The organism is Kitasatospora sp. NPDC051170 (assembly GCF_044455705.1).
Lineage (GTDB): Bacteria > Actinomycetota > Actinomycetes > Streptomycetales > Streptomycetaceae > Kitasatospora.
Genome location: NZ_JBITFA010000001.1, coordinates 788,268 through 814,255 on the forward strand (window position 1 = coordinate 788,268; position 25,988 = coordinate 814,255).

The following is a 25,988-nucleotide window of genomic DNA, read 5'->3' on the forward strand; positions in this document are numbered from 1 at the left end:
GTGCCCTCCTACCGGTCCCGGGCCGGTGCGCCCTGCAGGGACCCGGCCCGACGCAGGGTATCCCCGATCAGGGCGAGCGCGTCCTCGTCCCGCTTCACCGGGTCCAGCACCGGGCCCCGGGTCGTCCGCCAGCGGCGGGCGACGGCGTCGGCGGGCTCGCCGGTGAGCAGGGCGGCGGCCTGGGCGGCGGCTCCGAGCGCGACCAGCTCCTCGGCCTCCGGCACCTGGACGGCGCGGCCCGACAGCCGCAGCACGGTCCGCTGCCAGGCGTGCCCGCGGGCGCCGCCGCCGATCAGCAGCAGCGGCTCGTCCCCCGCCGGGTCGGCGCCCGCCGCGCGCAGCACCTCGTCCAGGGCGGCGAGCAGGGCGTGGGCGGCGCCGTCGTAGGCGGCCTGGAGCAGTTGTCCGGGGGTGGTGTCGTGGCGCAGCCCGTGGATCAGGCCGGAGGCGCCCGGGAGGTCGGGTGTCCGCTCGCCGTCCAGGTAGGGCAGGACGACGGCGGTGCCGCCCTCCTCGACCTCCTCGCGGCCCCGGCCGAGCAGCGCGGCGATGCGGTCGACGGCCTGGGTGCAGTTGAGCGTGCAGGCCAGCGGCAGCCAGCCGCCGAGGGCGTCGGCGAAGCCGGCCACGGTGCCACTCGGGTCGGCGGGCCTGATCCGGCTCACCGCGTAGACCGTGCCGGAGGTGCCGAGGCTGAGCACCGGCTGCCCGGGGAGCAGGCCGAGGCCGAGGGCGGCGGCCATGTTGTCGCCGGTGCCGGTGGCCACGGGCGCGCCTTCGCGCAGCGGCGTCCCGGGGCGGACGGTGCCGGCCTGGGCGCCGGGGGGCAGGACCTCGGGCAGCAGGGCCGGGTCGAGGGCGATCCGGGCGAGGAGGCCGCGGTCGTAGCCGTCCGGGCCCCACCAGCCGGTTCCGGAGGCGTCGCCCCGGTCGGTGACGCCCGCGCCGGTCAGCCGTTCGGTGAGGAAGTCGTGGGGCAGGCGGACGGCCGCGACGCGGTCGGCGGCGGCGGGCTCGTGGGCGCGCAGCCAGGCCCACTTGGGGGCGGTGAAGGCGGCGGTGGGCACGCTGCCGGTGCGGCGGGCGAGTTCCTCCGCTCCGATCGCGTCCCTCGACTCGGCGGCCTGGGGCGCCGATCGGACGTCGTTCCAGAGCAGCGCGGGGCGCACGGGCGCCCCGGCCGCGTCCAGGGTGACCAGGCCGTGCTGCTGGCCGGCGATCGAGACGGCGGCCGCGCGGTCCGCCCAGCCGGTGCCCGCCGCGGCCTGTCCGAGCGCGGCCCACCACTGCTCGGGGTCGCTCTCGCGGCCCGCCCCCGGGCTGACGGTGTGCGGGGCGCGGCCGACGCCCAGGACGGCGCCGGTGTCGAGGTCGACGGCGATCGCCTTGGTGGACTGGGTGGAGCTGTCGAAGCCGATCACGACGCGCTGCTCGGGCATGCGTTTCCTCCGGTGGGGTTTCCTCTGGCGTCCCGGCATACTAATTTGTTGAGAGCCCTGACAAACACCCCCTCGGCGAGGAATCCGGAGCCGCACCATGTCCAGCGACAGCCTCACCCCCACCCCCACGCACAAGTTCACCTTCGGTCTGTGGACCGTCGGCTGGCAGGGCCGCGACCCCTTCGGCGACGCGACCCGCCCCGCCCTCGACCCGGTCGAGACCGTGCAGCGCCTCGCCGGCCTCGGCGCCTACGGCGTCACCTTCCACGACGACGACCTGATCCCCTTCGGCGCGGACGAGGCCACCCGCGAGCAGACCGTCAAGCGCTTCCGCGCCGCCCTGGACACCGCCGGGCTGGCCGTCCCGATGGCCACCACCAACCTCTTCACCCACCCGGTCTTCAAGGACGGCGCCTTTACCGCCAACGACCGCGACGTACGGCGCTACGCGCTGCGCAAGACCATCCGCAACATCGACCTGGCCGCCGAACTCGGCGCCTCGGTCTACGTCGCCTGGGGCGGGCGCGAGGGCGCCGAGTCCGGCGCGGCCAAGGACGTGCGCACCGCGCTCGACCGGCTGAAGGAGGCGTTCGACCTGCTGGGCGAGTACGTCGAACAGCAGGGCTACGACCTGCGGTTCGCGATCGAGCCCAAGCCCAACGAGCCCCGCGGCGACATCCTGCTGCCCACGGTCGGCCACGCCCTGGCGTTCATCAACGCCCTGGAGCGGCCCGAGCGCGTCGGCCTCAACCCCGAGGTCGGCCACGAGCAGATGGCCGGGCTCAACTTCCCGCACGGCATCGCCCAGGCCCTGTGGCACGGCAAGCTGTTCCACATCGACCTCAACGGCCAGTCCGGCATCAAGTACGACCAGGACTTCCGCTTCGGCGCGGGCGACCTGCGCCAGGCGTTCTGGCTGGTCGACCTGCTGGAGTCGGCCGGCTACGACGGCCCGAAGCACTTCGACTTCAAGCCGCCGCGCACCGAGGACTTCGACGGCGTCTGGGCCTCGGCGGCCGGCTGCATGCGCAACTACCTGCTGCTGGCCGAGCGTTCCCGCGCCTTCCGCGCCGACCCCGAGGTCCAAACCGCCCTCGCCGCCTCCCGGCTGCCCGAACTCGCCCTCCCCACGGCCGAGGACGGCCTGGCCGGGCTGCTCGCGGACCGGGCCGCCTTCGAGGAGTTCGAGGTCGACACGGCCGCCGCGCGCGGCATGGCCTTCGAGCAGCTGGACCAGCTGGCCCTGGAGCACCTCCTCGGCGCCCGCTGACCCCGACCACCCCGACCACCCGCGAGCCGGGCCGTGCGATCCGCACGGCCCGGCTCGCTGCTGTGCGCCAAGCGCTTCGACGATTCCACGTCCCCCTCGCTCAACTCACCGTGATCACAGGTGATTTGATGGCCGTGTGGTGCCACGGGTTCCTTTCGAAGCGCTTCGACAATATGCTCTTCGTCGGGAGAACGGGAGCTCGATTCGAGCAGCCGCCGCCCCGCTGCGCCGTCGCCGACCTTCGCTCCTACGCCCGACCGCTCCCACCGGAACCGACAGAAGGAAGCAGAGCGATGGTGACACTCGCCGATGTGGCCAGGCACGCCGGCGTCTCGTCCAGCACGGTCAGCTACGCCCTCAGCGGCAAACGCCCCATCTCCGACGAGACCAGGACCCGCATCGAACGGGCCATCACCCACCTCGGCTACCACCCCCACGCCGGCGCCCGCGCCCTGGCCGGCAAACGCTCGCACATCATCGCCCTGGTCGTACCGCTCCACCCCCAGGTGCACGTCCCCACCATGATGGAGATCGCCATCGCCGTCACCGTCGCGGCCCGCGAACACGGCTACGACGTCCTGCTCCTCACCAACGACGAAGGGCCCGAGGGGGTCCGCCGCGTCGCCGCCACCGGCCTCGCCGACGGCGTCATCCTCATGGACGTCCGCCTCGACGACGACCGCATCCCCGTCCTACGCGCCCAGGACATCCCCGCCGCCCTCATCGGCCTGCCCGACGACCCCACCGGACTCTCCTGCGTCGACCACGACTTCGCCACCGCCGGCGCCCTGTGCGCCGACCACCTCGCCGACCTCGGCCACCACCACATCGCCTTCATCGGCTACAGCACCGCCACCTACCGCCGCCACGCCGGCTACGCCGAACGCACCCTCAACGGCTTCCGCACCCGCGCCCAAGCACGCGGCCTGCGCTTCCTCCACCGCCCCTGCGAAGGCACCTACGAGAGCACCGCCGGCACCCTCGCCCGCATCCTCGCCGACCGCCCCGACACCACCGCCTTCGTCGTGCAGAACGAGGCCGCGATCGGCCCGCTGCTCAGCCTGCTGCGCGCCAGCGGACGCACCGTACCGGAAGACGCCTCCGTCATCGCCATCTGCCCCGACCCCCTCGCCGAACAACACTCCCCCCGCCTCACCTCCGTCACCAGCCCCCAAAAAGACCTCGGACACGTCGCCGTCGAACAGGTCATGGCGAGGATCACCGCCCGCGCCGCAGGCAAGGACCCGCAGGAGCAACTCCTCCTGATGCCACCGCAGCTGCGGCTCCGCGAGAGCACCGCCCAGGCACCGCACCACAGTTGACACCACGTAGCTGACCACCGTCTGATCGCCCCAGCTACCGCCCCCGGCAGCCGGGCCCCCTCACGTCCCGAGGTTCCCCATGGCCCTGCTGCCCCCGCGCGTCCTGTTCGGCGCCGCCTACTACCACGAGTACCAGCCGTACGAGCGGCTCAAGGAAGACCTCGACCTCATGACGCAGGCGAGGTTCACCGTCATCCGGGTCGGCGAGTCGGTCTGGTCCACCTGGGAGCCCGAGAACGGCGAGTTCGACCTCGAATGGCTCACCCCCGTTCTCGACGGCGCCTACGAGCGCGGCATCTCCGTCCTGCTGGGCACCCCGACGTACGCCGTGCCGCCGTGGCTGGCCCGGCAGTACCCGGAGATCGTCACCGAGCAGTCCACCGGCCGGCCGATGGGCTGGGGCGCCCGCCAGGAGGCCGACTTCTCCCACCCCGCCTTCCGCTACCACGCCGAGCGCGTCAGTCGGCGGATCCTCGCCCGCCACGCCTCCCACCCCGCCGTCATCGGCTTCCAGGTGGACAACGAACCGGGCCTGCGCCTGCCGCACAACGAGGGCGTGTTCCAGCGCTTCACCGACCACCTGCGGCACACCTACGGGGACGTGGAGACCCTCAACCGGGAGTGGGGCCTGGTCTACTGGTCGCACCGGCTCTCCACCTGGGCCGACCTGTGGAGGCCCGACCACAACCAGCAGCCCCAGTACGACGTCGCCTGGCGGGCGTTCCAGGCCCGCCAGACCACCGAGTTCGTCGCCTGGCAGGCCGCGATCACCCGTGAGTACGCCCGGCCCGACCAGTTCGTCACCACCTGCCTCGCCTACAACCACCCCGCGCTGGAGGACGACGAGGCCACCGACGCCCTGGACGTCACCGCGGGCAACCCGTACTACGACATGCAGGACGCCCTCGCGCTGCCCGACCCCACACCCGAGGACCACGAGCAGCGGTGGAAGACCACCGGCGTCTGGGCGCTGTACCAGAGCGCCGACCGGCTCTTCTCCTCCCGCCAGGAACCGTTCCTGGTCACCGAGACCAACGCCCAGGCCATCAGCGGCACTTCGGAGAACCAGCCCGCCTTCGACGGCCAGTGGCGCCAGGCCGCCTGGGCGCTGGTCTCGCGCGGCGCCCGGATGATCGAGTACTGGCACTGGCACACCCTGAACTTCGGCACCGAGACGTACTGGGGCGGCATCCTGCCGCACAGCGGCAAGCCGGGCCGGGTTTACGCCGAACTCGCCCGCCTGGGAGCCGAGTTCGAGAAGGCCGGGGCCCTGGTCGCCGGGCTCGACCCGGACGCCGACATCGCCATGGTCTACTCCATGCCCAGCAAGTGGCTGATGCAGAAGTACCCGCCCTTCGCCAGGCCGGACGGCAGCGCCGACCCGACCTCCTACCACCGCATCTTCGACGCGTTCTACCGCGGCGCCTTCGAGGCCGGACTCCAGGTGCGCATCCTCCACTCCCGCCAACTGCTGGGAAGCGACCAGGGCTTGACCCCGCAGGAGGCCGCGCGGCGCCATCCGGTGCTGGTCGCGCCCGGGCTCTACCTCGCCGAGGACGCGCTGCTGGACCGGCTCGCCGACTACGCCGAGGCCGGCGGCCACCTCGTACTCGGCCCCCGCACCGGCTACGCCGACCACGAGGCCCGGGCCCGCCACGAGAGCGCGCCGCCACGCCTGACGGCCGCGGCGGGCGCCTGGTACGACGAGTTCAGCAACCTGCCCGCGGACCTCCCGCTGCGCGCCGTGCCCGGCAGTCCGCTGGCCCTTCCGCCGGGCGCGACCGCGACCCGCTGGGTGGAGGGCCTCAACGCGACCGACGCCACCGTGCTGGCCGGGTACGACCACCCGCACTTCGGCCGCTGGTCCGCGGCCACCACCCGCGCCCACGGCCAGGGCCGGGTGACCTGCGTCGGCACCGTCCCCGGACGCGACCTGGCCCGGGCGCTCGCCGCCTGGCTGGCGCCCGACCCCGTCGGCGGCTGGCGCGACCTGCCCGTCTCCGTCACCGCCACCACCGGGGCGGCCCCGGACGGACGCCGCGTCCACGTGGTGCACAACTGGAGCTGGCAGCCCGCCCGCGCCCAGGCCCCGGTGGCCCTGACCGACGTGCTGGGCGGCGCCTCGGTGCCGGCCGGCGGGGCGGTCACCCTCGGCGCCTGGGACGTCCGGGTCTTCGTGGCCGACTGAGCGGGGGAACAGGAGGAGGGGTGGCGGCGCCCCGCCGGGCCCGCCACCCCTCCCCACCTCACCGTCTCTCCCGACGGCCACTGTTCCGCTGTTCGGCTACTCCGCTGTTCGGCTACTCGGCCACTCCGCTATTCCGCCGAGAAGCGGTACACCGTCCGCGACCGGTACTTCTCCCCCGGCCGGAGCACGGTGGACGGGTAGTCGGGCCGGTTGGGCGAGTCCGGGAAGTGCTGGGTCTCCAGCGCGACGCCCGCGTACGCGGTGTACCCGTGGCCGGAGGGGCCGGTCACCGCGCCGTCGAAGTGGTTCCCGGTGTAGACCTGGATCCCCGGCTCCGTGGTGAGGCACTCGACCTGGCGCCCGCTCTCCGGGTGGCTCAGCACCGCGGCCCGCCGGAACCCGGAGCCGTCGAGCACCCAGGTGTGGTCGAAGCCGAATCCGGCCGCGCGCAGCTGGGGGTGCACCACCCCGGTGATGCAGGCCCCGATCCTGCGGGCCCGGCGCAGGTCGAACGGCGTACCGGCGACGGGCTCGACCGGGCCGAGCGGTATCAGCCCCTCGTCCACCGGGAGGTACCCGGCCGCCTCGACGCGCAGTTCGTGGTCGAGCACCGATCCGCGGCCCTCGCCCGCCAGGTTGAAGTACGCGTGGTTGGTGAGGTTGACGACCGTCGGGGCGTCGGTGGCCGCCTGGTAGGTGATCGAGAGCTCACCGTGGGCGTCGAGCAGGTACGTCACCTCGGCGGTGACGGTCCCTGGGAACCCCTGGTCCCCGGCGGGGCTGCGCAGCCGGAACCGGACGCCGACCCGCCCGTCCGCCCGGACCGGGACTCCGTCCCAGAGCCGGGTGGCGAAGCCGTCCGGGCCGCCGTGCAGGAGGTGGCCGCCGCGCTGGGTGGCCAGCCGGTGCGTCACGCCGTCGAGGGGCAGCACGCCGCCGGCGATCCGGTTGGCGTAGCGGCCGACGGTCGCCCCGAAGTACGACGCCTCGCCGAACAGGTCCTCGAGATCGGCCCCGCCGAGGACGACGTTGGCCCGCCGGCCGGTGCGGTCCGGCACGGTCACGGCCTGGAGGCGGGCGCCCAGACTGAGCACCTCCGCCGTCACCCCGGTGCGGGAGCCGAACGTCCAGCGGGTGACGCGCCGGCCGTCCGACATGGCCGCGGCGTCCTCCTGGGCCGCCATCAGGTCGCCTGGGGAGACGAGGAGGTCTGCGGGCACGGGCTGGTCTCCGATCGACGATTCCAGGAAGAGGGATGCTGCGAGGGGCGCCGACAGGGGCGCGGCCGACGGTGGTGAAACGGCGCGACGCCCGCCGGGCCGGCGGGCGTCGTCGTTTCCGGATGCGGAACTCACAGCCCCTGGGCCAGCCGGTGGTACGCCTGGTTCCAGCGCAGTTCCTTGGTGAACTGGCGGATCCTGGTGTCGTCGTCGATCACCAGCAGCTCCACCGCCAGCATCTCGGCGAGGTCGTCGAGCTCCTCGGTGCCGACCGCGGCGGAGAGCACGGTGTGGTGCGGCCCGCCGGCCGTCAGCCATGCCTCGGTGGAGGTGTGGAAGTCCGGGCGAGGCTTCCACACGGCCCGGGCGACGGGCAGGTTGGGCAGGTCCGCCGGCGCCGTGACCAGGTCCACCTCGTTGGCGACCAGCCGGAAGCGGTCGCCCAGGTCGGCGAGTCCGACGACGACGGCGGGGCCGGGCTCGGCGTCGAAGACCAGCCGGACCGGGTCCTCCCGCCCGCCGATGGACAGCGGGTGGATCTCGCAGGAGGGGGTGCCGGCGGCGATGCTCGGGCAGACCTCCAGCATGTGCGCGCCGAGGATCAGCTCGCGGCCGAACTCCAGGTGGTACGTGTAGTCCTCCATGAAGGAGGTGCCGCCGGCCAGCCCCGCGGAGGTCACCTTGAGGGTGCGCAGCAGCGTGGCGGTCTTCCAGTCGCCCTCGCCGCCGAAGCCGTAGCCGTCGGCCATCAGCCGCTGCACGGCGAGGCCGGGCAGCTGCCGGAGCCCGCCGAGGTCCTCGAAGTTGGAGGTGAACGCCTTGAAGCCGCCCTGCTCCAGGAAGCCGCGCAGGCCGAGCTCGATGCGCGCCGCGTAGCGCAGCGACTCGTGGCGCTCGCCGCCGGCGCGCAGTTCGGGGGCGAGGCGGTAGACCTCCTCGTACTCCTTGACCAGTGCGGTGACCTCGCCATCCTCGGCGGCGTCCACGGCGGCGACCAGGTCGTTGACGCCGTAGGTGTTGACGGAGACGCCGAAGCGGCGCTGGGCCTCGACCTTGTCGCCCTCGGTGACGGCGACGTCGCGCATGTTGTCGCCGAAGCGGGCGAGCTTGAGGCTGCGCAGTTCGGCGCGGCCGGAGGCGGCGCGGGCCCAGGTGCCGATCCTGGCGGACACGGCCGGGTCGCTGACGTGTCCGGCGACGGTCTTGCGGGCGACGCCGAGGCGGGACTGGATGTAGCCGAACTCGCGGTCGCCGTGGGCGGCCTGGTTCAGGTTCATGAAGTCCATGTCGATGGAGGCCCAGGGCAGTTCGACGTTGGCCTGGGTGTGCAGGTGCAGCAGCGGCTTCTGCAGGGCGTCGAGGCCCGCGATCCACATCTTGGCCGGGGAGAAGGTGTGCATCCAGGCGATCAGGCCGATGCAGTCGTCCGCGGAGTTGGCCTCCAGGGCGATCCGGCGGATGGCGCTCGCGTCGGTGAGGACGGGCTTCCAGGCGATCTCCACCGGGACGGCGGCGTCGCGGTTCAGGGCCTCGGCTATGCGCTGGGACTGCTCGGCGACCTGGCGCAGCGTCTCCTCGCCGTACAGGCCCTGGCTGCCGGTCAGGAACCAGACCTGGCGGCCTTCGAGTGGCTTGGTCATGGGGTGGCTCCTCACCGGGCCTGGGGCTGGCCGTAGACGTTCTGGTAACGGAAGTTGAGACTGTCGATGTCCGCCTGCGCGATCGGCAGGGGTTCGCCGAGCTGGCGGGAGAGGTGGACGGTGCGGGCCACGTCCTCGCACATCACGGCCGCCTTGACGGCCGCCTTGGCGTCCTTGCCGACGGTGAAGACACCGTGGTTCTGCATCAGGACGGCGGGCGAGCGGTGGCCCTTGAGGGTGTCCACGATGCCGCGGCCGATCGAGTCGTCGCCGATCAGGGCGAACGGGCCGACGGGGATCTCGGCGCCGAACTCGTCGGCCATCGCGGTGAGTACGCAGGGCACGGCCTCGCCGCGGGCGGCCCAGGCGCAGGCGAAGGTGGAGTGGGTGTGCACCACGCCGCCGACCTCGGGCATGTGGCGGTAGACGTAGGCGTGGGCGGCCGTGTCGGAGGAGGGCGCGTGCTCGCCCTCGACGACGTTGCCGTCGAGGTCGCAGACGATCATGTTCGCGGGTGCCAGCTCGTCGTAGGAGACGCCGCTGGGCTTGATGACCAGGAGGTCCTCGCCGGGGACGCGGGCGGAGACGTTGCCGGCGGTCCAGACCACCAGGTTGTAGCGGACCAGTTCCCCGTGGAGGTCGCTGACCTGGCGGCGGATGAGGTCGATGGTCGCGTTCACAGGGCCTCGCTCGACGTCGTGGGGGTGGCCGGGGCGGTGAGGGTGGTCAGCGCGGCGTTGCGGATGTCGCGCAGACGGTGCAGGAGCTTGTCGGCGCCGAGGCCGAAGTGGTCGTGCAGGGCGCGGTACTCGGCGAAGAGCCGGTCGTACGTGTCGGCGTTCGCCTCGTCCGGCCGGTAGGCCCCCTGCTGCACCCGGCCCATGGCGGCGGCCGCGGTCCGTACGTCCGGGTGCGCCCCGGCCGCGACGGCGGCGTGGATCGCCGAGCCGAGCGCCGGGCCCTGCTCGGACTCGGCGAGCGAGACCGGGCGGCGCAGCACGTCGGCGTAGATCTGCATCAGCAGGGCGTTCTTCTTGAGGCCGCCGGTGACGATGAACTCGGTGACGGGGACGCCGCCCTGCTCCAGGGCCTCGACGATGACGCGGGTGCCGAAGGCGGTGGCCTCCAGCAGGGCGCGGTAGATCTCCTCGGGGCGGGTGGAGAGGGTGAGGCCGACGATCACGCCGGAGAGGTGGTGGTCGACCAGGGTGGAACGGTTGCCGTTCATCCAGTCGAGGGCCACCAGGCCGTGGGCGCCCACGGGTTGGCCGGCGATCTTGCGGGTGAGCAGCCGGTGCAGGTCCTCGCCGTTGGCCTCGGCCTCGGCCAGGTACTCGGCGGGCACGCCCTGGCGCAGCCACCAGGCGAAGATGTCGCCGACGGCGCTCTGGCCGGCCTCGTAGCCGTAGGAGCCGGTCACGATGCCGTCCTCGACCACGCCGCAGATGCCGGGGACGTCGGCGAGGGTGGCGCCGTTGACGACGTGACAGGTGGAGGTGCCCATGATGGCCAGGAGCCGGCCGTCCTCGACGGCGCGGGCGGCGGGGGCGGCCACGTGCGCGTCGACGTTGCCGGCGGCGACGGCGATGCCCTCGGGCAGGCCCGTCCACCGCGCCGCCTCCGCGGTCAGTCCGCCGACCCGGGAGCCGAGCGGGGAGAGCGGGTGCTCCAGCCGGGTGCGGGCGAAGTCGGCGAAGTCCGGGTGGAGCGCGGCGAGATAGTCCTCGCTCGGGTAACTCCCGTCCTGGAAGACGCCCTTGTAGCCGGCGGTGCAGGTGTTGCGGCTCTCGGCGCCGGTGAGCTGCCAGACGATCCAGTCGGCGGCCTCGATCCAGCGCTCGCACGCGGCGTAGACGGCCGGGTCCTCCTCCAGCACCTGGAGCGCCTTGGCGTACTGCCACTCGGCGGAGATCCTGCCGCCGTAGCGGGAGATCCACTTCTCGCCGCGGGCGTGGGCCAGGGCGTTGATCCGGTCCGCCTGGGGCTGCGCGGAGTGGTGCTTCCAGAGCTTGGGCCAGGCGTGCGGGCGGGCGGCCCAGGCGTCCGTCTCGGCCAGCGGGGTGCCGTCCGCGAGCGCGGGCAGGACGGTGCAGGCGGTGAAGTCGGTGGCGATGCCGATGACCTGGGCGGGGTCGACGCCGGCGGCGGCGAGGGCGGCCGGGACGGCGGTGCGCAGCACCTCGCGCCAGTCCTCGGGGTGCTGGAGCGCCCAGTCGGGGGGCAACACGGCGCCGGTGCCGGGCAGTTCGCGCTCGATGACGGCGTGCGGGTACTCGTGGACGGCGGTGCCCAGCTCCTCGCCGTCCCGGACCCTGACCACGACGGCCCGGCCGGAGAGGGTGCCGAAGTCGACGCCGACGACGTATCGGTCCGCGTCGGGGGCGGGGGTCACGGTCACTGGCTCATCCTTCGTACGGGGGCCTGCGTTGTCGCCTGGCGCCGGTGCGCTCGCAAACCGGGGGGCGGAGTGCACCGGCGCCAGTGTTCGTTCCGCTCCCTCTCCCTCGTGAAGGGCAGAACGGCTGGCCGCCGGCCGGGCACAGAAGCGGGGAATGCGTGGCCCGGCCGGCGGAGCGGGAGGAGCGTTCTCGTTCACGCTCAGGTTGATTGTTAGCGCTCACAATGCTGCTGTCAAGGGAAGCGGCACAGGCCGGAGAAGCCCAGGAACCAGCTGGTGGGGGGCGCCGGCGGCGGCGCCCCGACGGCTCAGCGCCGGGCGGCGGGGCCCACGCTGCGGCGCAGCACCATCTCGGCGGAGATCTGCGCCTGCGTGGGCGGGTGCGCCACGCCGTCCAGCTCCTCCACGAGCAGCTCCAGGGCCCTCCGGCCGAGCTCGCCGAAGTCCTGCCGCACCGTGGTCAGCGGCGGGATGAAGTACGCGGCCTCCGGGATGTCGTCGAACCCGACCACGCTGATGTCCCCCGGCACCGACCGGCCCGCCTCGTGGAAGGCGCGCAGCAGGCCGAGGGCCATGTGGTCGTTGGCGCAGAACACGGCGCTCACGTCACCGAGTTCGGCGATCCGAAGGCCCGCCTGGTAACCGGAACGGGCGCTCCAGTCACCGCGCTCCACCTCCGGCGCGATGGCCCCGGCCGCCTCCAGGGTGCTTCGCCAGCCCTCCTCCCGGTCCCGGCTCTCCAGCCAGTTGGCCGGGCCCGCCACGTGGTGGACCGTACGGTGCCCGAGGTCGAGCAGATGTCTGGTGGCCGCCTCCGCCCCGGTGCGGTTGTCCACCGACACCACGGGCACCTGGCTCTGCGTCCCCGAACCGACCGCGACCAGCGGCACCGAGCTCGACAGCCGGGCCACCGCGCTGACGGCGGAGGTCTGCGGCGCGATCACCACGACCCCCTCCACGCCCTGGTCGCGCAGCCGGTCGACGGCCTCCTGGATCGAACGGCCGTCCAGCGAACGCAGACTGGTCACGCTCACGAAGTACCCGGCGCTGCGCGCGGCCTGCTCTATCCCCTCCAGCATCGAGGCCGGGCCGTACAGGGTGGAGTCGAAACTGACCACCCCGAGCGTCTGCGAGCGCCGCGTGACCAGCGCGCGGGCCGCGGAGTTGGGCCGGTAGTCCAGCTCCCGTATGGCCGCCAGCACCCGGTCCCGGGTGTCGGGCCGTACGTGCGGGGCGCCGTTGAGCACCCGGGAAACCGTCTGGTGGGACACTCCCGCCAGTTTCGCCACGTCCGCCATCACGGGCTGGCGCTGTTCCGTCCCGGCACCCTCGGTTCCCACTCGCAGTCCCCTCGTCGATTGTGGACCACAGTACGCGACCAGGTCCAGGCCAATCCGTCACCCTCGGTAGAACCGGCGGCCCCTCTTCATATCAGCCCCGTCAACGCCCGACACGCTCCGATATCGCCAAGTCGCCTCCCCCACCTCATCCACCCCGGCCCTTGCCCCACCCACACCCCGTCGCCCCAGCCACCCCGACGCCCTGCCCGCCCTGCCCAGCGCACGGCGGCCGACTCGCGCCGCCTGGAGCCACGGACCACACGGAGTGCCGCCAATCCTTGGCGGTGCGTCACACGCCGACAAAACCCGGCGCCGCACTCCATCAACCTTGCCCCCTCGACGCGACCACCCAGCCCCTGCCCGCCCCCGCCGAGGCAGCGGCTCCCCCACCACCCCGGCCCGCACACCCCGCACGGGGAGACCACCGCCCGCACCGAGCGGCTCACCGAGCCGCCCAGCCCCCACCTCTGATCGCCCCGGCTGCGCAGGAAGTCGGCATGGTCGACTTCCCGCGCAGCCGGGGACGGGCGGTCCCGGCGCGACGGCAACCCACCAACCCCGACCACCCCGGCCAGATCAAACAGCTCGCCCGGTGGGCACGCGGCAGCCGGCGCCCACCCACAAACCCGGCACCCCACTCCACCCACCACGATCCATCAGCACAACCACCCCACTGCACAGGAAGTCGGCGCAGTCGACTTCCTGCGCAACCGGGGACGGACGGTCCCGGCGCGACGGCAACCCACCAACCCCGACCACCCCGGCCAGATCAAAACAGCTCGCCCCCCACGGGCGCCCAGCGGCCGGCGCCCACCCACAAACCCGGCACCCCACTGCACAGGAAGTCGGCATCGTCGACTTCCTGCGCAGCCAGGGACGGGCGGTCCCGGCGCAACGGCAACCCACCACCCACCTCACCCACTCTGGCAGGGCGACCTCCACCCTGACCAAACAGCTCGCCCCCGGTGGGCGCCCGGCGGCCGGCGCCCACCCACCAACCCCGCGCCCTACTGCACAGTAAGTCGGCATGATCGACTTCCTGCGCAACCGGGGACGGGCGGCTCCGGCGCGACGGCAACTCGCCAACCCCGACCACCCCGGCCGGATCAAAACAGCTCGCCCCCCACGGGCGCCCAGCGGCCGGTGCACACCCACAAACCCGGCGCCCCACTCCACCCACCACAATCCGTCAACACAACCGCCCCGCCCCGGACCGACGCTGCGCAGGAAGTCGGCGTGGTCGACTTCCTGTGCAGCCGGGGGCGGGCGGTCCCGGCGCGACGGCAGCTCGCCAACCTCGATCACCTGGGCAGAGGGACCTCGGCCCTGATCAAACGGTTCGCCGGGCCGCGCGGCGGCGGCTGGTGTGCACCGCGGGTCAAGCCAGGCTGCCGCAGAGCCTTGACAGTGCGTCACCCCACTGACCTTGATCCACCAGCGCATCCGCCCCACTGCACAGGAAGTCGGCGTGGTCGACTTCCTGTGCAGCGGGGGGCGGGCGGTTCCGACGGGACGGCGGCTCTCCGCACACCTCGCCGACCGCGGGCGCCCCGACGTCGACCAGGTGGTCGGCCGGATCCCGCTCACCCTCCAACGGCAACCTCGCACCCATCCCCCTCGCACCCCCGTCGGCGGCCCGACTCCCAGCCGCCGCGTGCCCCCTGGCGGGCACGCGGCGGCTGGTGCGCGCCGACGAACCCGGCGTCGCGCTCCACCGCCCTTGATCCGTCGCAGCGACCACCCCGCTGCACAGGAAGTCGACCACACCGACTTCCTGCGCAGCCGGACGCAGCAGCCGAGGGCGGGCGGCGGACCGGCCCGGGGGCGGCGGTGAAGGGGGCCTCCGCCCGGATCGAGCGGGGCTCCGATCCGTGTCCGGCGGGCGGCGGGGGTGGGCCTTGGGTCGCACGGGTTGTCGCCGAGTCTTGACAGTGCGTCACGGGCCGAGAAACCTGGTGCCGTACTCGAGGGACGCGAGGGGCGCGACATGCCATGGAATGACGAGAGCGGGAACCACCGGGGCTTCCCGTCGGCGGTGCTGGCGGACGGCAGTGAGCCGGCGCCGTTGCCGGACGGGCGTACCACCTGGTGGCTCTACAACGGGGCGGACGGCCCGCGGGCCACGGCGGTGCGTGGTGGGTGCGGTTGCGGCTGGCGGGGTGAGCGGCTGCACGTGCTGGACTTCGGTGACGACCACGCGACCGAGGCGGTGGGTAAGGCCGTCGGGCCGTTCGCGGACTGGGAGGCGCACGTCGACCTGGCCGAGGGTGTGGTGCCGCGTGAGGTCGAGGAGCTGGTCGCGGCGCTGGTGGACCGGATCTGCGACCTGACGGACGGCAGGCCGTACGCCGCCGCCCGTGCGGCCGCCCGGTTCGAGCGGGCCGCGGCTTCGACCGCACTGCTGGCCGGCCGCAAGGCCCGCAGCAGCATGATGACCTGGGAGTACATCGGCCGCGCCTTCGGCTGCGGGCCGGAGGAGGCGCTGAATCGGTTCGGCGAGACGCTGCACGACGTCGACCAGGGCGATGAGGCGTAGGTAACCGTCCCACCGGAACCACCCGCCCGCCCCGCTGCGCAGGAAGTCGACCACGCCGACTTCCTGCGCAGCGGGGCGGTCAGGGGTGGCGCGGCCGCGCCGGCCGGCGCTTCGGGACGGGGATTCACTCTTTCGTGGTCACTCGTTCGGATCCACTTGCCCGGTTCATCTCAACGCTGCCAGAGTCGCCCCGATCCTGATGGCACGCGGGGTGGACGGGGTGGACGACATGGCACGGGAGAACCGCCCGGAGGAGCAGGCGGTCCTGGTCGCGGCAGGGCTGGTGGACGTGGCCGTGGAGGCGTTGGGCGCGGCGGTCGGCGGTCTGCGCGGGCTGCTCGGGCGGGCGGACAAGCGGGACTTGGCCACGGACGTCCAGCACGACCTGGCCGCCCGGGGCCGGCTGGCGCTGGACCGGTACGCGACGCTTCCGCCGGCCCATCTGGAGGTGCTGGCCCAGCAGGTGAAGGACCGCAGGGCGGGCGACCGTTGACCGTGGCGGCCACCGACAGGTACGAGCAGGCCGCGTTCAAGGCCAGGGTCGATCGGGTGCTGGGCCGCTTCGTGGCCGAGGAGGCCGATCGGCTCGCCGCCATCGACGAGGACCTGGGCCCGCTGGCGGAGCGCGTCGAGGCGGCGGTCGGCAGCGGGAAGCGGCTGCGCTCGGCGTTCTGCTACTGGGGCTGGCGAGCCGCCGGGCAGCCGGACAGTGAGGCGCTGGTGCGCGCCGCCGCCTCGCTGGAGCTGGTGCACGCGGCGGCGGTGGTGCACGACGACCTGATCGACGACAGCCCGCTGCGCCACGGCCGGCCGACCACGCACATCGCGCTGCGTACGGCGCTGGGAGCCCGCCCCGACGCGGACGGCGCCGCCCGCGCGCTGGCCATGCTGGTGGGCGATCTGCTGATGGCACTGGCCGGGCAGCTGTTCGCGGACTGCGGCCTCCCGGCCGCCTACCTGAGCCGGGCCAGGCCCCTCTGGGGGCAGCTGGCCCGGGAGTTGATCGCCGGGGAGTGCCTGGAGATCCTGCGCACCGGCGCCGCGCCCGACACCGGATCCTCCCTCCAGGTGATCCGCTACAAGACCGCCAAGTACACGGTGGAGCAGCCGCTGCTGCTCGGCGGCGTGCTGGCCGGGGCCGGCGAGGGGCTGCGCGCGGGGCTCTCCACGTACGGGCTGCCGCTCGGCGAGGCGTTCCAGCTCCGGGACGATCTGCTCGGACTGTTCGGCGACCCGTCCCGTACCGGGAAGGCCAATCTGGACGACCTGCGCGCCAACCGCCCGACCGCCCTGCTCGCGGAGACCTGGCGGCTCGCCGACCATGCCGAACGCGAGTGCCTGCAACGGCTGTTGGGCCGGGCGGACCTGGACGGGGACGGCCTGGAGACGGTCCGCGGGCTGATGCGGCGACTGCGCGCGCCCGAGCGGATCGAGCAGATGATCACGGCCCGCGTGGAGCAGGCCGCCGACGCCCTCGACCAGCTGAACCTGCCCCCGAGGGCCGCCGAGGCCCTGACGACGCTGGCCCGATCCGCGACCACCCGCCACCACTGAGCACCCCCACCACTCACCCCCACCACTGAGCACCCCCCACCACTCACCGACCGCCACCACTGACCGAGAGGGACCTCATGCGCTACACCGAGGAGTCGATGGACGCGCTGCGGGAGGTCGGCGACGAGCTGGCCGACGCCACCGTGGCCGAGCTCTTCGAACGAGGGGAGGTCGGGAAGTTCAACAACCTGATGCGGCACGTCTCGGCCTCCGGCGCGCCGCTCCCGGACGGCCTGCCGGAGGTGGCCCGGGAGTACCTGGCGGTCACCAGCACCCCGCCGGACTGGGTGGACTGGTCGCTGATGGAGAAGGCCCGGCTGTTCTTCATCGACAACAACGTGCACATCTCCACGGCGCTCTCCTTCGCCGCGATGCCCGCCTGCTACCTGGTGCCGCACGTCGCCAAACTACTCACCACCACCCACTCGTTGAAGTACCCGTCGAAGCGCATGGCGGAGACCGGGCAGTTCACGGTCTACCTGATGCAGCCCGGCGCCTTCGAGGCCGGCAGCCGGTTCATCCCGGCCGCGCAGAAGGTACGCCTGCTGCACGCCTCGATCCGGCACCACCTGCGGCGCGACGACCGCTGGGACGTGGAGACGCTGGGGGTGCCGATCTGCCAGGAGGACATGATCGGCGGGCAGATGTTCTTCTCCATGCTGGTCCTGGACAGCCTGCACCGCCTCGGCATCCACATGAGCGCCGAGGGCGCGGAGGCGTACCTGTACGCCTGGCAGGTGGTCGGCGCGATGCTCGGGGTGGACCAGTCCGCCGTACCGCGGACCCTGGACGAGGCACGGGAGTTCCTGGACCTCTACATGCTCCGGTTCATGGGCCCCTCGGAGGAGGGCGCCCAGCTGACCCGCCAGCTGATCGACCTCTACGAGGAGGTCGTGCCCGGCACCTTCTTCGACCCGATCGTCTCCTCCCTGATCCGCTACCTGGTCGGCGACACCGGCGCCGACTGGCTGGACGTCCCGCGCACCGCCTGGGACACCGTGGTCAAGGCGGCGCCCCACCTGCTCGGCGTGCTGGAAACGATCGAGGACCATTCCCCGCTCGGCGCCTGGGCGTTGGACCGCCTCGGCCACCTGACCACCGTCCTCGAACTCTCCTCCCTCACCCGGGGGCGGGTCATGCACTACGCGATCCCCGAGCACCTGAGGAAGGACTACGGCGTCTCCGGCACCGTGCCCTCGACCCGGCGGTGGACCCCGCCTCCCCCGGTCTTCGGGTGACCGGGGTCCTCCCCGCCCCCGCCTGCGGTAGCCCGTGCATGTGAGCATGTGAGCGCTAACATTGCATCGCGAAATCGTGCTACCGTCACCGTCGGAAGCGGTGACCGGGAATTCCCGAAGCGGCTCCGAAACGCCCCCGGCCGCGCATGGACATTGCCGCACCCGGGGCCCCTATCTGGACCCTTCCGGTCATCTGCGAGCCTTTTCCCGCTTTCCCCCTGTCACGGGAAAAGGCCTGACAGTCGCCTTCCCCCCGGCCATGACCGGAAGGGTCCGTATTCCCTCGGAATTCAGCCGGAAATACCGGCCCCCTCGGATCCGCGCCATCGACGCCATCGACGCCGCCACCGCCACCGCCACCACCACCACCACCGCCACCGCCACCGCCACCGAAAGCCTCGTCCCTCGATCACAAGGTGCCCGCTCCCCACCCCCGGGGAAGCGGGCACCTTGCCGTCGTCGTCCGCGCGGAGGGGCGGCCCGTACCACTCCGGGCATGCACACACCGTTTGCCCGATCTTCACGCATTCCTCCCCGAACCACCCTCTTCCACGCCGTTCGCACCCGGGAGGAGCCGCCACCGGAACACCGCGACCCAATGGTGATCCGACGGGCCTTGACGGCGCCCTTGTTAGCGTTAACACTTCATTTCACGCCAGGCCAGAGCTACCGCAACCCCGACGTTCCACAGCGCGAGGGACCGCTCCGGCCGGCCCCGCTCGACCACCCAGCCGCCCAGCCAGGGGCGCACTGCGCCGGTCGCGGAACCATCACCATGGAGGAACTGTGCGGAAGCTTTCAGCGGGCCTCGTCGCGGCGGGCCTGACGCTCTCGTTGGCGGCCTGCGGCCAGAGCGCCAACGGCGTGGGGGACGGCGCCGCCAAGGGCGATGCGAAGGGCGGACTCATCGGCATCGCCATGCCGACCAAGTCGTCGGCGCGCTGGATCGACGACGGCAACAACATGGTCAAGGAATTCCAGGCCAAGGGCTACAAGACCGACCTGCAGTACGGCGACAACGTCGTGGAGAACCAGGTCTCCCAGGTCGAGAACATGATCACCAAGGGCGCCAAGCTGCTGGTGATCGCCGCCATCGACGGCTCCTCCCTCACCAACGTGCTGCAGAAGGCGGCCGACGCCCACATTCCGGTCATCTCCTACGACCGGCTCATCAAGGGCACCCAGAACGTCGACTACTACGCGACCTTCGACAACTACAAGGTCGGTGTCCTCCAGGGCGGCTACATCGTCGACAAGCTCGGCCTCAAGGACGGCAAGGGCCCGTTCAACGTCGAATTGTTCGCCGGCTCGCCGGACGACAACAACGCCACCTTCTTCTTCAACGGCGCGATGAGCGTCCTCAAGCCGTACATCGACCAGAAGAAGCTGGTCGTGCAGAGCGGCCAGACCGAATTCAACCAGGTCGCCACCCTGCGCTGGGACGGCGGCGTCGCCCAGTCCCGCATGGACAACCTGCTCAGCAAGGCGTACACCAACGCGCACGTCGACGCCGTGCTCTCGCCGTACGACGGCATCTCGATCGGCATCATCTCCTCGCTCAAGGGCGTCGGCTACGGCGCCGCCAAGTCCCTGCCCGTCGTCACGGGCCAGGACGCCGAGCTGGCCTCCGTGAAGTCGATCATCGCGGGCGAGCAGACCCAGACCGTCTACAAGGACACCCGCCAACTGGCCAAGGTGGCGGTCCAGATGGGCGACGCGCTGCTGACCGGCGGCAAGCCCGAGACCAACGACACCAGCACGTACAACAACGGCGTGAAGGTCGTCCCGGCGCAGCTGCTCCAGCCGGTGAGCGTCGACAAGGACAACTACCAGAAGATCCTGGTCGACAGCGGCCAGTACACCGCGGACCAGCTCAAGTAGCCTCGCGGGGCCCGTTCGACGGGCCCCGCGCCGAACCGGCGGTGCGGCGTCCGGACGCCGGGCCCGCGACGGCCCCCGACGGCTCCGGCCGCACCGCCCCGAACGATACGGACGCACAACCATGGCTGGACCCGTTCTCGAAATGCGGTCGATCAGCAAGTCGTTCCCCGGCGTCAAGGCCCTCTCCGAGGTGAACCTGGCCGTGGCGGCGGGCGAGGTGCACGCCATCTGCGGCGAGAACGGCGCCGGCAAGTCCACCCTGATGAAGGTGCTCAGCGGGGTCTACCCGCACGGCGCCTACGAGGGCGAGATCCTCTTCGAGGGCGAGCCCTGCCGGTTCAGGGACATCCGGGCCAGCGAGCAGCGCGGCATCGTCATCATCCACCAGGAACTCGCCCTGGTGCCGTACCTGTCCATCGCCGAGAACATCTTCCTCGGCAACGAGCACGCCACCCGCGGCGTCATCAAGTGGCACGAGACGCTCACCCACGCCGGCGAGCTGCTCCGCCAGGTCGGCCTGGACGAGAGCCCGCACACCCGGGTCGCGGACCTCGGTGTGGGCAAGCAGCAGCTGGTCGAGATCGCCAAGGCGCTGGCCAAGAAGGTCAAGCTGCTCATCCTGGACGAGCCGACCGCCGCGCTGAACGACGAGGACAGCCGCAAGCTCCTCGACCTGATCCTGGAACTCAAGGCGCAGGGCATCTCCTGCATCGTCATCTCGCACAAGCTGAACGAGATCGCCCGGGTCGCCGACTCCGTCACCATCCTGCGCGACGGGAAGACCATCGAGACCATCGCGATCGGCCCGGAGGGCATCTCCGAGGACCGGATCATCCGCGGCATGGTCGGCCGCGACCTGGAGCACCGCTACCCCGAGCGGCAGTCCTATGCGGACGGAGGGGCGGAGGTCGGCGAGGTCGCCTTCGAGATCGAGGACTGGACGGTCCGTCACCCGATCGACCAGCAGCGCACCGTGGTGGACGGCGCCTCCCTGACCGTGCGGCGCGGCGAGATCGTCGGCGTGGCCGGGCTCATGGGCGCGGGCCGCACGGAACTCGCGATGAGCGTCTTCGGCCGCTCGTACGGGCGCTGGGCCGGCGGCCGGGTGCTGCTGCACGGGCGCGAGATCCGCACCCGGACGGTGCCGGAGGCGATCGGTCACGGCCTCGCGTACGTCACCGAGGACCGCAAGCAGCTCGGCCTGAACCTCATCGACGACATCAGCCGCAACATCTCGCTGAGCGCGCTCGGCAAGGTCTCCCGGTACGGCCGGGTCGACCGCCACGAGGAGACCAAGGTCGCCGAATCGTTCCGGCGGACGATGAACATCAAGGCGCCGACGGTGTTCACCCGTACCGGCACGCTCAGCGGCGGCAACCAGCAGAAGGTCGTCCTGAGCAAGTGGATCTTCTCCGAGCCGGAGGTGCTGATCCTCGACGAGCCCACCCGGGGCATCGACATCGGCGCCAAGGCGGAGATCTACACCGTCATCGCCGAACTGGCCGCCCAGGGCAAGGCCGTGCTGGTCATCTCGTCCGAACTCCCCGAACTCCTGGGCCTGTGCGACCGGATCTACACCATGGCCGAAGGCCGGATCACCGGCGAGGTCGCCCGTGCCGACGCCACCCAGGAATCCCTCATGCGGCTCATGACCATGAGCGCCGCATCCAGCAACGAGCAGGTGTGAGGCATGGCCCAGACCGAGATCATCCCCGATTTCCCCCAGAAGGGCCTTGAGCCCGATCAGAGCCCGTCCATCGGCTCCGTCCTGGCGCGCGCGCTGCGCGGTAACGTGCGCCAGTACGGCATGCTGGTCGCGCTGGCACTGATCGTGCTGCTGTTCCAGGTCTGGACGGACGGCATCCTCCTCCAGCCCCTCAACATCACCAACCTGATCCAGCAGAACGGCTACATCCTCATCCTGGCGATCGGCATGATGATCGTCATCATCGCCGGGCACATCGACCTCTCGGTCGGCTCACTGGCCGCCTTCGTCGGGGCGGCGGCCGCGGTGATGATGGTCGAGCACCACCTGTCCTGGCCCGTGGCGATGGTCGCGGCGCTGGTGATCGGGGCCCTCGCGGGCGCCTGGCAGGGCTTCTGGATCGCCTACCTCGGCATCCCGTCCTTCATCGTGACCCTGGCGGGCATGCTGCTGTTCCGCGGCGGCACCCAGATCATCCTCCAGGGCCAGTCCGTGGCGCCGTTCCCCAAGGGCTTCCAGAGCATCAGCAGCGGCTTCCTCCCCGAGGTCGGCCCGCACACCAACTACCACAACCTCACCGTGCTGCTCGGCGTCGCGGTGCTGGCCGTCGCGATCGTGCAGGAGCTGCGCGGGCGCCGCCGGACGGCTTCGTACGGGCTGGAGGTGCTCCCGCTCGGGCTGTTCCTCGTCAAGCTCGCCGTGATCGCGGCGGCCGTGCTCGTCTTCACGATGCTGCTGGCCAGCTACCACGGCGTGCCGATCGTGCTGCTGATCCTCGGTGCCCTCCTGGTCGGCTTCGGCTACGTGATGCGCAACTCGATCATCGGCCGCCACACCTACGCCATCGGCGGCAACGAGGCCGCGGCCAAGCTGTCCGGGGTGAAGAGCAAGCGCGTCGTCTTCCTCGCCTTCACCAACATGGGCGTCCTCGCGGCGCTGGCCGGACTGGTCTTCGCCGCACGGCTCAACGCCGGCACCCCGCAGGCAGGCATCAACTTCGAACTCGAGGCCATCGCGGCCGCCTTCATCGGCGGCGCCTCCGCCAGCGGCGGCGTGGGCACCGTCATGGGCGCGATCATCGGCGGCCTGGTCCTGGGCGTGCTGAACAACGGCATGTCGCTGGTCGGCGTCGGCACCGACTACCAGCAGGTCATCAAGGGCCTGGTGCTCCTCGCGGCCGTCGGCTTCGACGTCTACAACAAGCGCCGCGCCGGTTCCTGACCCGGCGGGCGAACAGCACGGGGAGGACGGGCACGGTGCCACGGCGCCGTGCCCGTCCTCCCTTTTCGACGTCCGCTTCGCGAACGGTTCACCGGTCGACCGCATTCCGGGCCCGCACTCCAGGGATCATCACCGATGGGTGGAAGTGATTCACGGAGCGTTCACCCGGGCCCGGAACCCTGGCCTGCCCGCACCCGTCAGACTTGATGACAGTTCAACAAGTCCCCCGGCGGGGAAGGGAGCCGCGATGTCCACGGTCAGGAAGGTGGTCGGCGCCGTCGCCGTCGCCCTCGTGGCCGTCCTGGGCCTCCTGGTGCTGTCCCAGTCCGCCTCCGCCCTCACCCGGGAGGAGCGCTACTCCGGCCGGGTGACCGCGGAGGCGAAGCTCGTCGAGGAGCGGGTGGCCCCCGAGTGCCCTCCCGGCCTCGGCTGGACGCGGCGCGTCCGCGGCGTCGAACTCCCCAGTTCCCTCCAGGAGTTGAGCCTCTCCAGCGCCGACGCCCCCGGCACCGGCGACTCCTCGCCGGCCCGGGCCCCCCGTACGCCGCACACGGCCCTCAGACAGCCCTCGGCGGCGCTGCTCCAGGTGTTCCGCTGCTGATCGGCGCCGACCGCGCCCGTACGCTCACCGGCGGCGGCATCCCGAAGCGGGTGCCCCACCGAGCTCTCCCCCGCAGCCTACGACGGTTCCGGCAGTGATCACCCCTGCCGGCGCCGCGCGCTGCGCTGCCCTGATTCGAGCGAGCGGGCACGGTCCCGAAGTCACCGTTCCGACACGACTTCCGAAGGGCCCGAGGCACCGACATGCAGAGCTTCATCGACCACGCCCGCACCTTCCGCAGCCGCGCCGCCCAGGACGGCCACACCCTCGGGCGCCTGGCCGAGGGCCAGAGCCCGCAGGCGCTGTTCATCACCTGCTCCGACTCCCGCATCATCCCCTCCGCCGTCACCGGCGCCAAGCCCGGGGACCTCTTCGAGATGCGCACCGCCGGCAACATCGTCCCGCCGCACCGCCCGTCCGCCCCGTCGGCCGAGGCCGCGACCATCGAGTACGCGGTCGAGGTCCTCGGCGTCGCCGACATCGTGGTGTGCGGCCACTCCCACTGCGGCGCGGTGGGCGCGGTCGTCCGGGGCGAGGACCTCACCGGGGTGCCCGCGGTGCGCGACTGGCTCGCCGACGGCACGGCGCTGAGCACCGACGGGGAGGCGAGCCACGACCTCGCCACCCCGGTGCAGCGGCACGTCCTGGACCAGCTGGAGAAGCTGCACACCCACCCGAGCGTCGCCCGCCGGGTCCGCGAGGGCCGGCTCGGCCTGCACGGCTGGTTCTACGAGGTGCACACCGGTGCCGTCCTCACCCACCGGCCGGACACCGACGTCTTCCTGCCGCTCTGACCCTGCCGCTCCAACCCTGCCGCCCACTACTCCCGGACTCCCACCGATGAGGGCTCCCATGCGTTTTCCCACACTCAAGTACGACCTGACGGCCTCGTTCGTCGTCTTCCTGGTCGCTCTCCCGCTCTGCGTCGGCGTCGCCGTCGCCTCGGGCGTACCCGCCGAACTCGGCCTGATCACCGGCATCGTCGGCGGCCTGGTCGCCGGCGCGCTCCCCGGCAGCAGCCTCCAGGTCAGCGGCCCCGCCGCCGGCCTGACCGTCCTCGTCGCCGAGACCGTGCAGCGCTTCGGCCTGCCCGCGCTCGGGGTCGTGGTCGTCGCCACCGGACTGCTCCAACTGCTGCTCGGGGCACTGCGCTGGGGCCGCTGGTTCCGCGCGATCTCCGTCGCCGTGGTCGAGGGCATGCTGGCCGGCATCGGCCTGGTGATCATCGCCGGGCAGCTCTACGCGATGGCCGACCGGCCCGCACCCTCCAGCGGGACGGACAAGCTGCTGGGACTTCCCGGTCTGCTGGTCCGCCTCGCCTCCGAACCCGCCGTCCTGTACCCCTTCCTGCTCGGCGCCGGCACCATCGCGGTGATCCTGCTGTGGCAGCGGCTGCCCGCCCGGGTGCGGGTCGTCCCCGGCGCGCTGGTGGCCGTCGCCCTCGCCACGGGCGCGGCCTGGCTGCTCCACCGTCCGGTCAAGAAGGTCGAGGTCAAGGGCCTGCTGGACGCCATCCAGCCGCCCGGCACCGACGTGATGGACCAGCTCACCCCGGCCCTGCTCGTGACGGTCGTGGCCTTCACGCTCGTCGCCTCCGCCGAGAGCCTGTTCAGCGCGGCGGCCGTCGACCGCCTCCACGACGGCCCGCGCACCGACTACGACAAGGAGCTCATGGCCCAGGGCGCGGGCAACGCACTCTGCGGCGCCCTCGGCGCCCTGCCGATGACCGCCGTCATCGTCCGCAGCGCCGCCAACGTCCAGGCCGGCGCCCGGACCAAGGCCTCCCGCGTCCTGCACGGAGTGTGGCTCCTGCTCTTCGCCGCCCTGCTCCCGGCGGCGCTCGGCGTCATCCCCGTCGCGGCCCTGGCCGGGGTGCTGGTGCACGCCGGGTTCAAGCTCCTGCCGCTCAAGCAGCTCCGGCCGCTGTGGCGCGAACACCGGACGGAGGCGCTCGTCCTCGTGGCCACCGCCGTCGCCATCGTCACCGTCAACATGTTCGAGGGCGTGCTGATCGGGCTGGGCCTGTCCGTTGCCAAGACCGCCTGGGAGACCTCCCGCCTGCACGTGGACACCGAGGAGCGGCCCGACGGCCACCTCCGGGTACGGCTGACCGGCAACGCCACCTTCCTCCGGCTGCCCAAGCTCCTGGACGCCCTCGAGGCGACCCCGGCCGACCGCGTCGTGGAACTGGACCTCTCCGGGCTCCGGCACCTCGACCACGCCTGCCAGTCCGCGCTGACCACCTGGACCGAACGCCACAACGCCCGGGCGCCCGAGGACGTCCGCCTGATCCCGGTCGGCGCCGGCCACAGCTGACCGGGCACCACCACCCGGCACCACCGAACGCGCCGCCGCTCCGCCCTCGGAGCGGCGGCGCGTCACCACCGGAGTTTCCGGCAGCAGCACGGGCACCCCCCTTGCGACGCAAGGGGGGT

Annotated in this window: 19 protein-coding genes; 13 read left to right on the forward strand and 6 right to left on the reverse strand. The window is 72.3% G+C overall.

The window, feature by feature from the left end:
* Window positions 1–8: 8 nt before the first annotated feature.
* A complete protein-coding gene (gene xylB / locus ACIBCA_RS03530) occupies window positions 9–1,439 on the reverse strand; it encodes a xylulokinase (RefSeq protein WP_396281120.1) in 1,431 nt (476 codons plus the stop codon).
* Window positions 1,440–1,536: 97 nt separating this feature from the next.
* On the opposite strand from xylB, the gene xylA reads away from it, so the two are divergent.
* From xylA to ACIBCA_RS03545, 3 genes are all read left to right on the forward strand, one after another.
* Window positions 1,537–2,709: a xylose isomerase gene (gene xylA / locus ACIBCA_RS03535; RefSeq protein WP_396281121.1), complete on the forward strand. Its 1,173-nt coding sequence runs from the start codon at window positions 1,537–1,539 to the stop codon at window positions 2,707–2,709.
* Between the two features lie 293 nt (window positions 2,710–3,002).
* The gene (locus ACIBCA_RS03540) at window positions 3,003–4,031 is read left to right on the forward strand and encodes a LacI family DNA-binding transcriptional regulator (RefSeq protein ID WP_396281122.1); all 1,029 of its coding nucleotides are present in this window, start codon (window positions 3,003–3,005) and stop codon (window positions 4,029–4,031) included.
* Between the two features lie 79 nt (window positions 4,032–4,110).
* Entirely contained in the window at window positions 4,111–6,219 is a 2,109-nt protein-coding gene (locus tag ACIBCA_RS03545) for a beta-galactosidase (protein WP_396281123.1), read from the forward strand.
* A gap of 128 nt (window positions 6,220–6,347) precedes the next feature.
* On the opposite strand, the gene ACIBCA_RS03550 is transcribed toward ACIBCA_RS03545, so the two are convergent.
* The 5 genes from ACIBCA_RS03550 to ACIBCA_RS03570 all read right to left on the reverse strand — a co-directional run bounded on the left by ACIBCA_RS03550 (window position 6,348) and on the right by ACIBCA_RS03570 (window position 12,817).
* On the reverse strand, window positions 6,348–7,403 hold the full coding sequence (locus ACIBCA_RS03550) for an aldose epimerase family protein (RefSeq protein ID WP_396281239.1): 1,056 nt from the start codon (window positions 7,401–7,403) through the stop codon (window positions 6,348–6,350).
* Between the two features lie 167 nt (window positions 7,404–7,570).
* The gene (araA, locus tag ACIBCA_RS03555; RefSeq protein WP_396281124.1) at window positions 7,571–9,079 is read right to left on the reverse strand and encodes an L-arabinose isomerase; all 1,509 of its coding nucleotides are present in this window, start codon (window positions 9,077–9,079) and stop codon (window positions 7,571–7,573) included.
* A gap of 11 nt (window positions 9,080–9,090) precedes the next feature.
* On the reverse strand, window positions 9,091–9,759 hold the full coding sequence (locus ACIBCA_RS03560) for an L-ribulose-5-phosphate 4-epimerase (RefSeq protein ID WP_396281125.1): 669 nt from the start codon (window positions 9,757–9,759) through the stop codon (window positions 9,091–9,093).
* Complete coding sequence (locus tag ACIBCA_RS03565; protein ID WP_396281240.1) at window positions 9,756–11,471, reverse strand: ribulokinase; 1,716 nt, start codon at window positions 11,469–11,471, stop codon at window positions 9,756–9,758. Before ACIBCA_RS03565 ends, ACIBCA_RS03560 begins: the two co-directional genes overlap by 4 nt.
* A gap of 314 nt (window positions 11,472–11,785) precedes the next feature.
* Window positions 11,786–12,817 carry a LacI family DNA-binding transcriptional regulator gene (locus ACIBCA_RS03570; protein ID WP_396281126.1) on the reverse strand — a complete coding sequence of 344 codons (1,032 nt, stop codon included), beginning with the start codon at window positions 12,815–12,817 and terminating at the stop codon, window positions 11,786–11,788.
* A 1,987-nt stretch (window positions 12,818–14,804) separates the two neighbouring features.
* On the opposite strand from ACIBCA_RS03570, the gene ACIBCA_RS03575 reads away from it, so the two are divergent.
* From ACIBCA_RS03575 to ACIBCA_RS03620, 10 genes are all read left to right on the forward strand, one after another.
* Window positions 14,805–15,353, forward strand: a complete 549-nt coding sequence (locus ACIBCA_RS03575; RefSeq protein WP_396281127.1) for a hypothetical protein — start codon at window positions 14,805–14,807, stop codon at window positions 15,351–15,353.
* Window positions 15,354–15,582: 229 nt separating this feature from the next.
* The gene (locus ACIBCA_RS03580; protein ID WP_396281128.1) at window positions 15,583–15,846 is read left to right on the forward strand and encodes a polyprenyl synthetase; all 264 of its coding nucleotides are present in this window, start codon (window positions 15,583–15,585) and stop codon (window positions 15,844–15,846) included.
* 2 nt (window positions 15,847–15,848) lie between these two features.
* Window positions 15,849–16,907: a polyprenyl synthetase family protein gene (locus tag ACIBCA_RS03585; RefSeq protein ID WP_396281129.1), complete on the forward strand. Its 1,059-nt coding sequence runs from the start codon at window positions 15,849–15,851 to the stop codon at window positions 16,905–16,907.
* A 77-nt stretch (window positions 16,908–16,984) separates the two neighbouring features.
* Complete coding sequence (locus ACIBCA_RS03590; RefSeq protein ID WP_396281130.1) at window positions 16,985–18,145, forward strand: oxygenase MpaB family protein; 1,161 nt, start codon at window positions 16,985–16,987, stop codon at window positions 18,143–18,145.
* 786 nt (window positions 18,146–18,931) lie between these two features.
* A complete protein-coding gene (chvE, locus tag ACIBCA_RS03595; protein WP_396281131.1) occupies window positions 18,932–20,026 on the forward strand; it encodes a multiple monosaccharide ABC transporter substrate-binding protein in 1,095 nt (364 codons plus the stop codon).
* A gap of 121 nt (window positions 20,027–20,147) precedes the next feature.
* On the forward strand, window positions 20,148–21,713 hold the full coding sequence (gene mmsA, locus ACIBCA_RS03600) for a multiple monosaccharide ABC transporter ATP-binding protein (protein ID WP_396281132.1): 1,566 nt from the start codon (window positions 20,148–20,150) through the stop codon (window positions 21,711–21,713).
* Window positions 21,714–21,716: 3 nt separating this feature from the next.
* Window positions 21,717–22,952: a multiple monosaccharide ABC transporter permease gene (gene mmsB, locus ACIBCA_RS03605; protein ID WP_396281133.1), complete on the forward strand. Its 1,236-nt coding sequence runs from the start codon at window positions 21,717–21,719 to the stop codon at window positions 22,950–22,952.
* A 247-nt stretch (window positions 22,953–23,199) separates the two neighbouring features.
* Window positions 23,200–23,553, forward strand: coding sequence for a hypothetical protein (locus ACIBCA_RS03610; RefSeq protein WP_396281134.1), 354 nt, complete (start codon window positions 23,200–23,202; stop codon window positions 23,551–23,553).
* Window positions 23,554–23,756: 203 nt separating this feature from the next.
* Window positions 23,757–24,347 (forward strand): carbonic anhydrase, encoded by a 591-nt coding sequence (locus ACIBCA_RS03615; protein ID WP_396281135.1) that lies wholly within the window; start codon window positions 23,757–23,759, stop codon window positions 24,345–24,347.
* Window positions 24,348–24,405: 58 nt separating this feature from the next.
* Complete coding sequence (locus ACIBCA_RS03620) at window positions 24,406–25,869, forward strand: SulP family inorganic anion transporter (protein WP_396281136.1); 1,464 nt, start codon at window positions 24,406–24,408, stop codon at window positions 25,867–25,869.
* The last annotated feature ends 119 nt before the right edge of the window (window positions 25,870–25,988 follow it).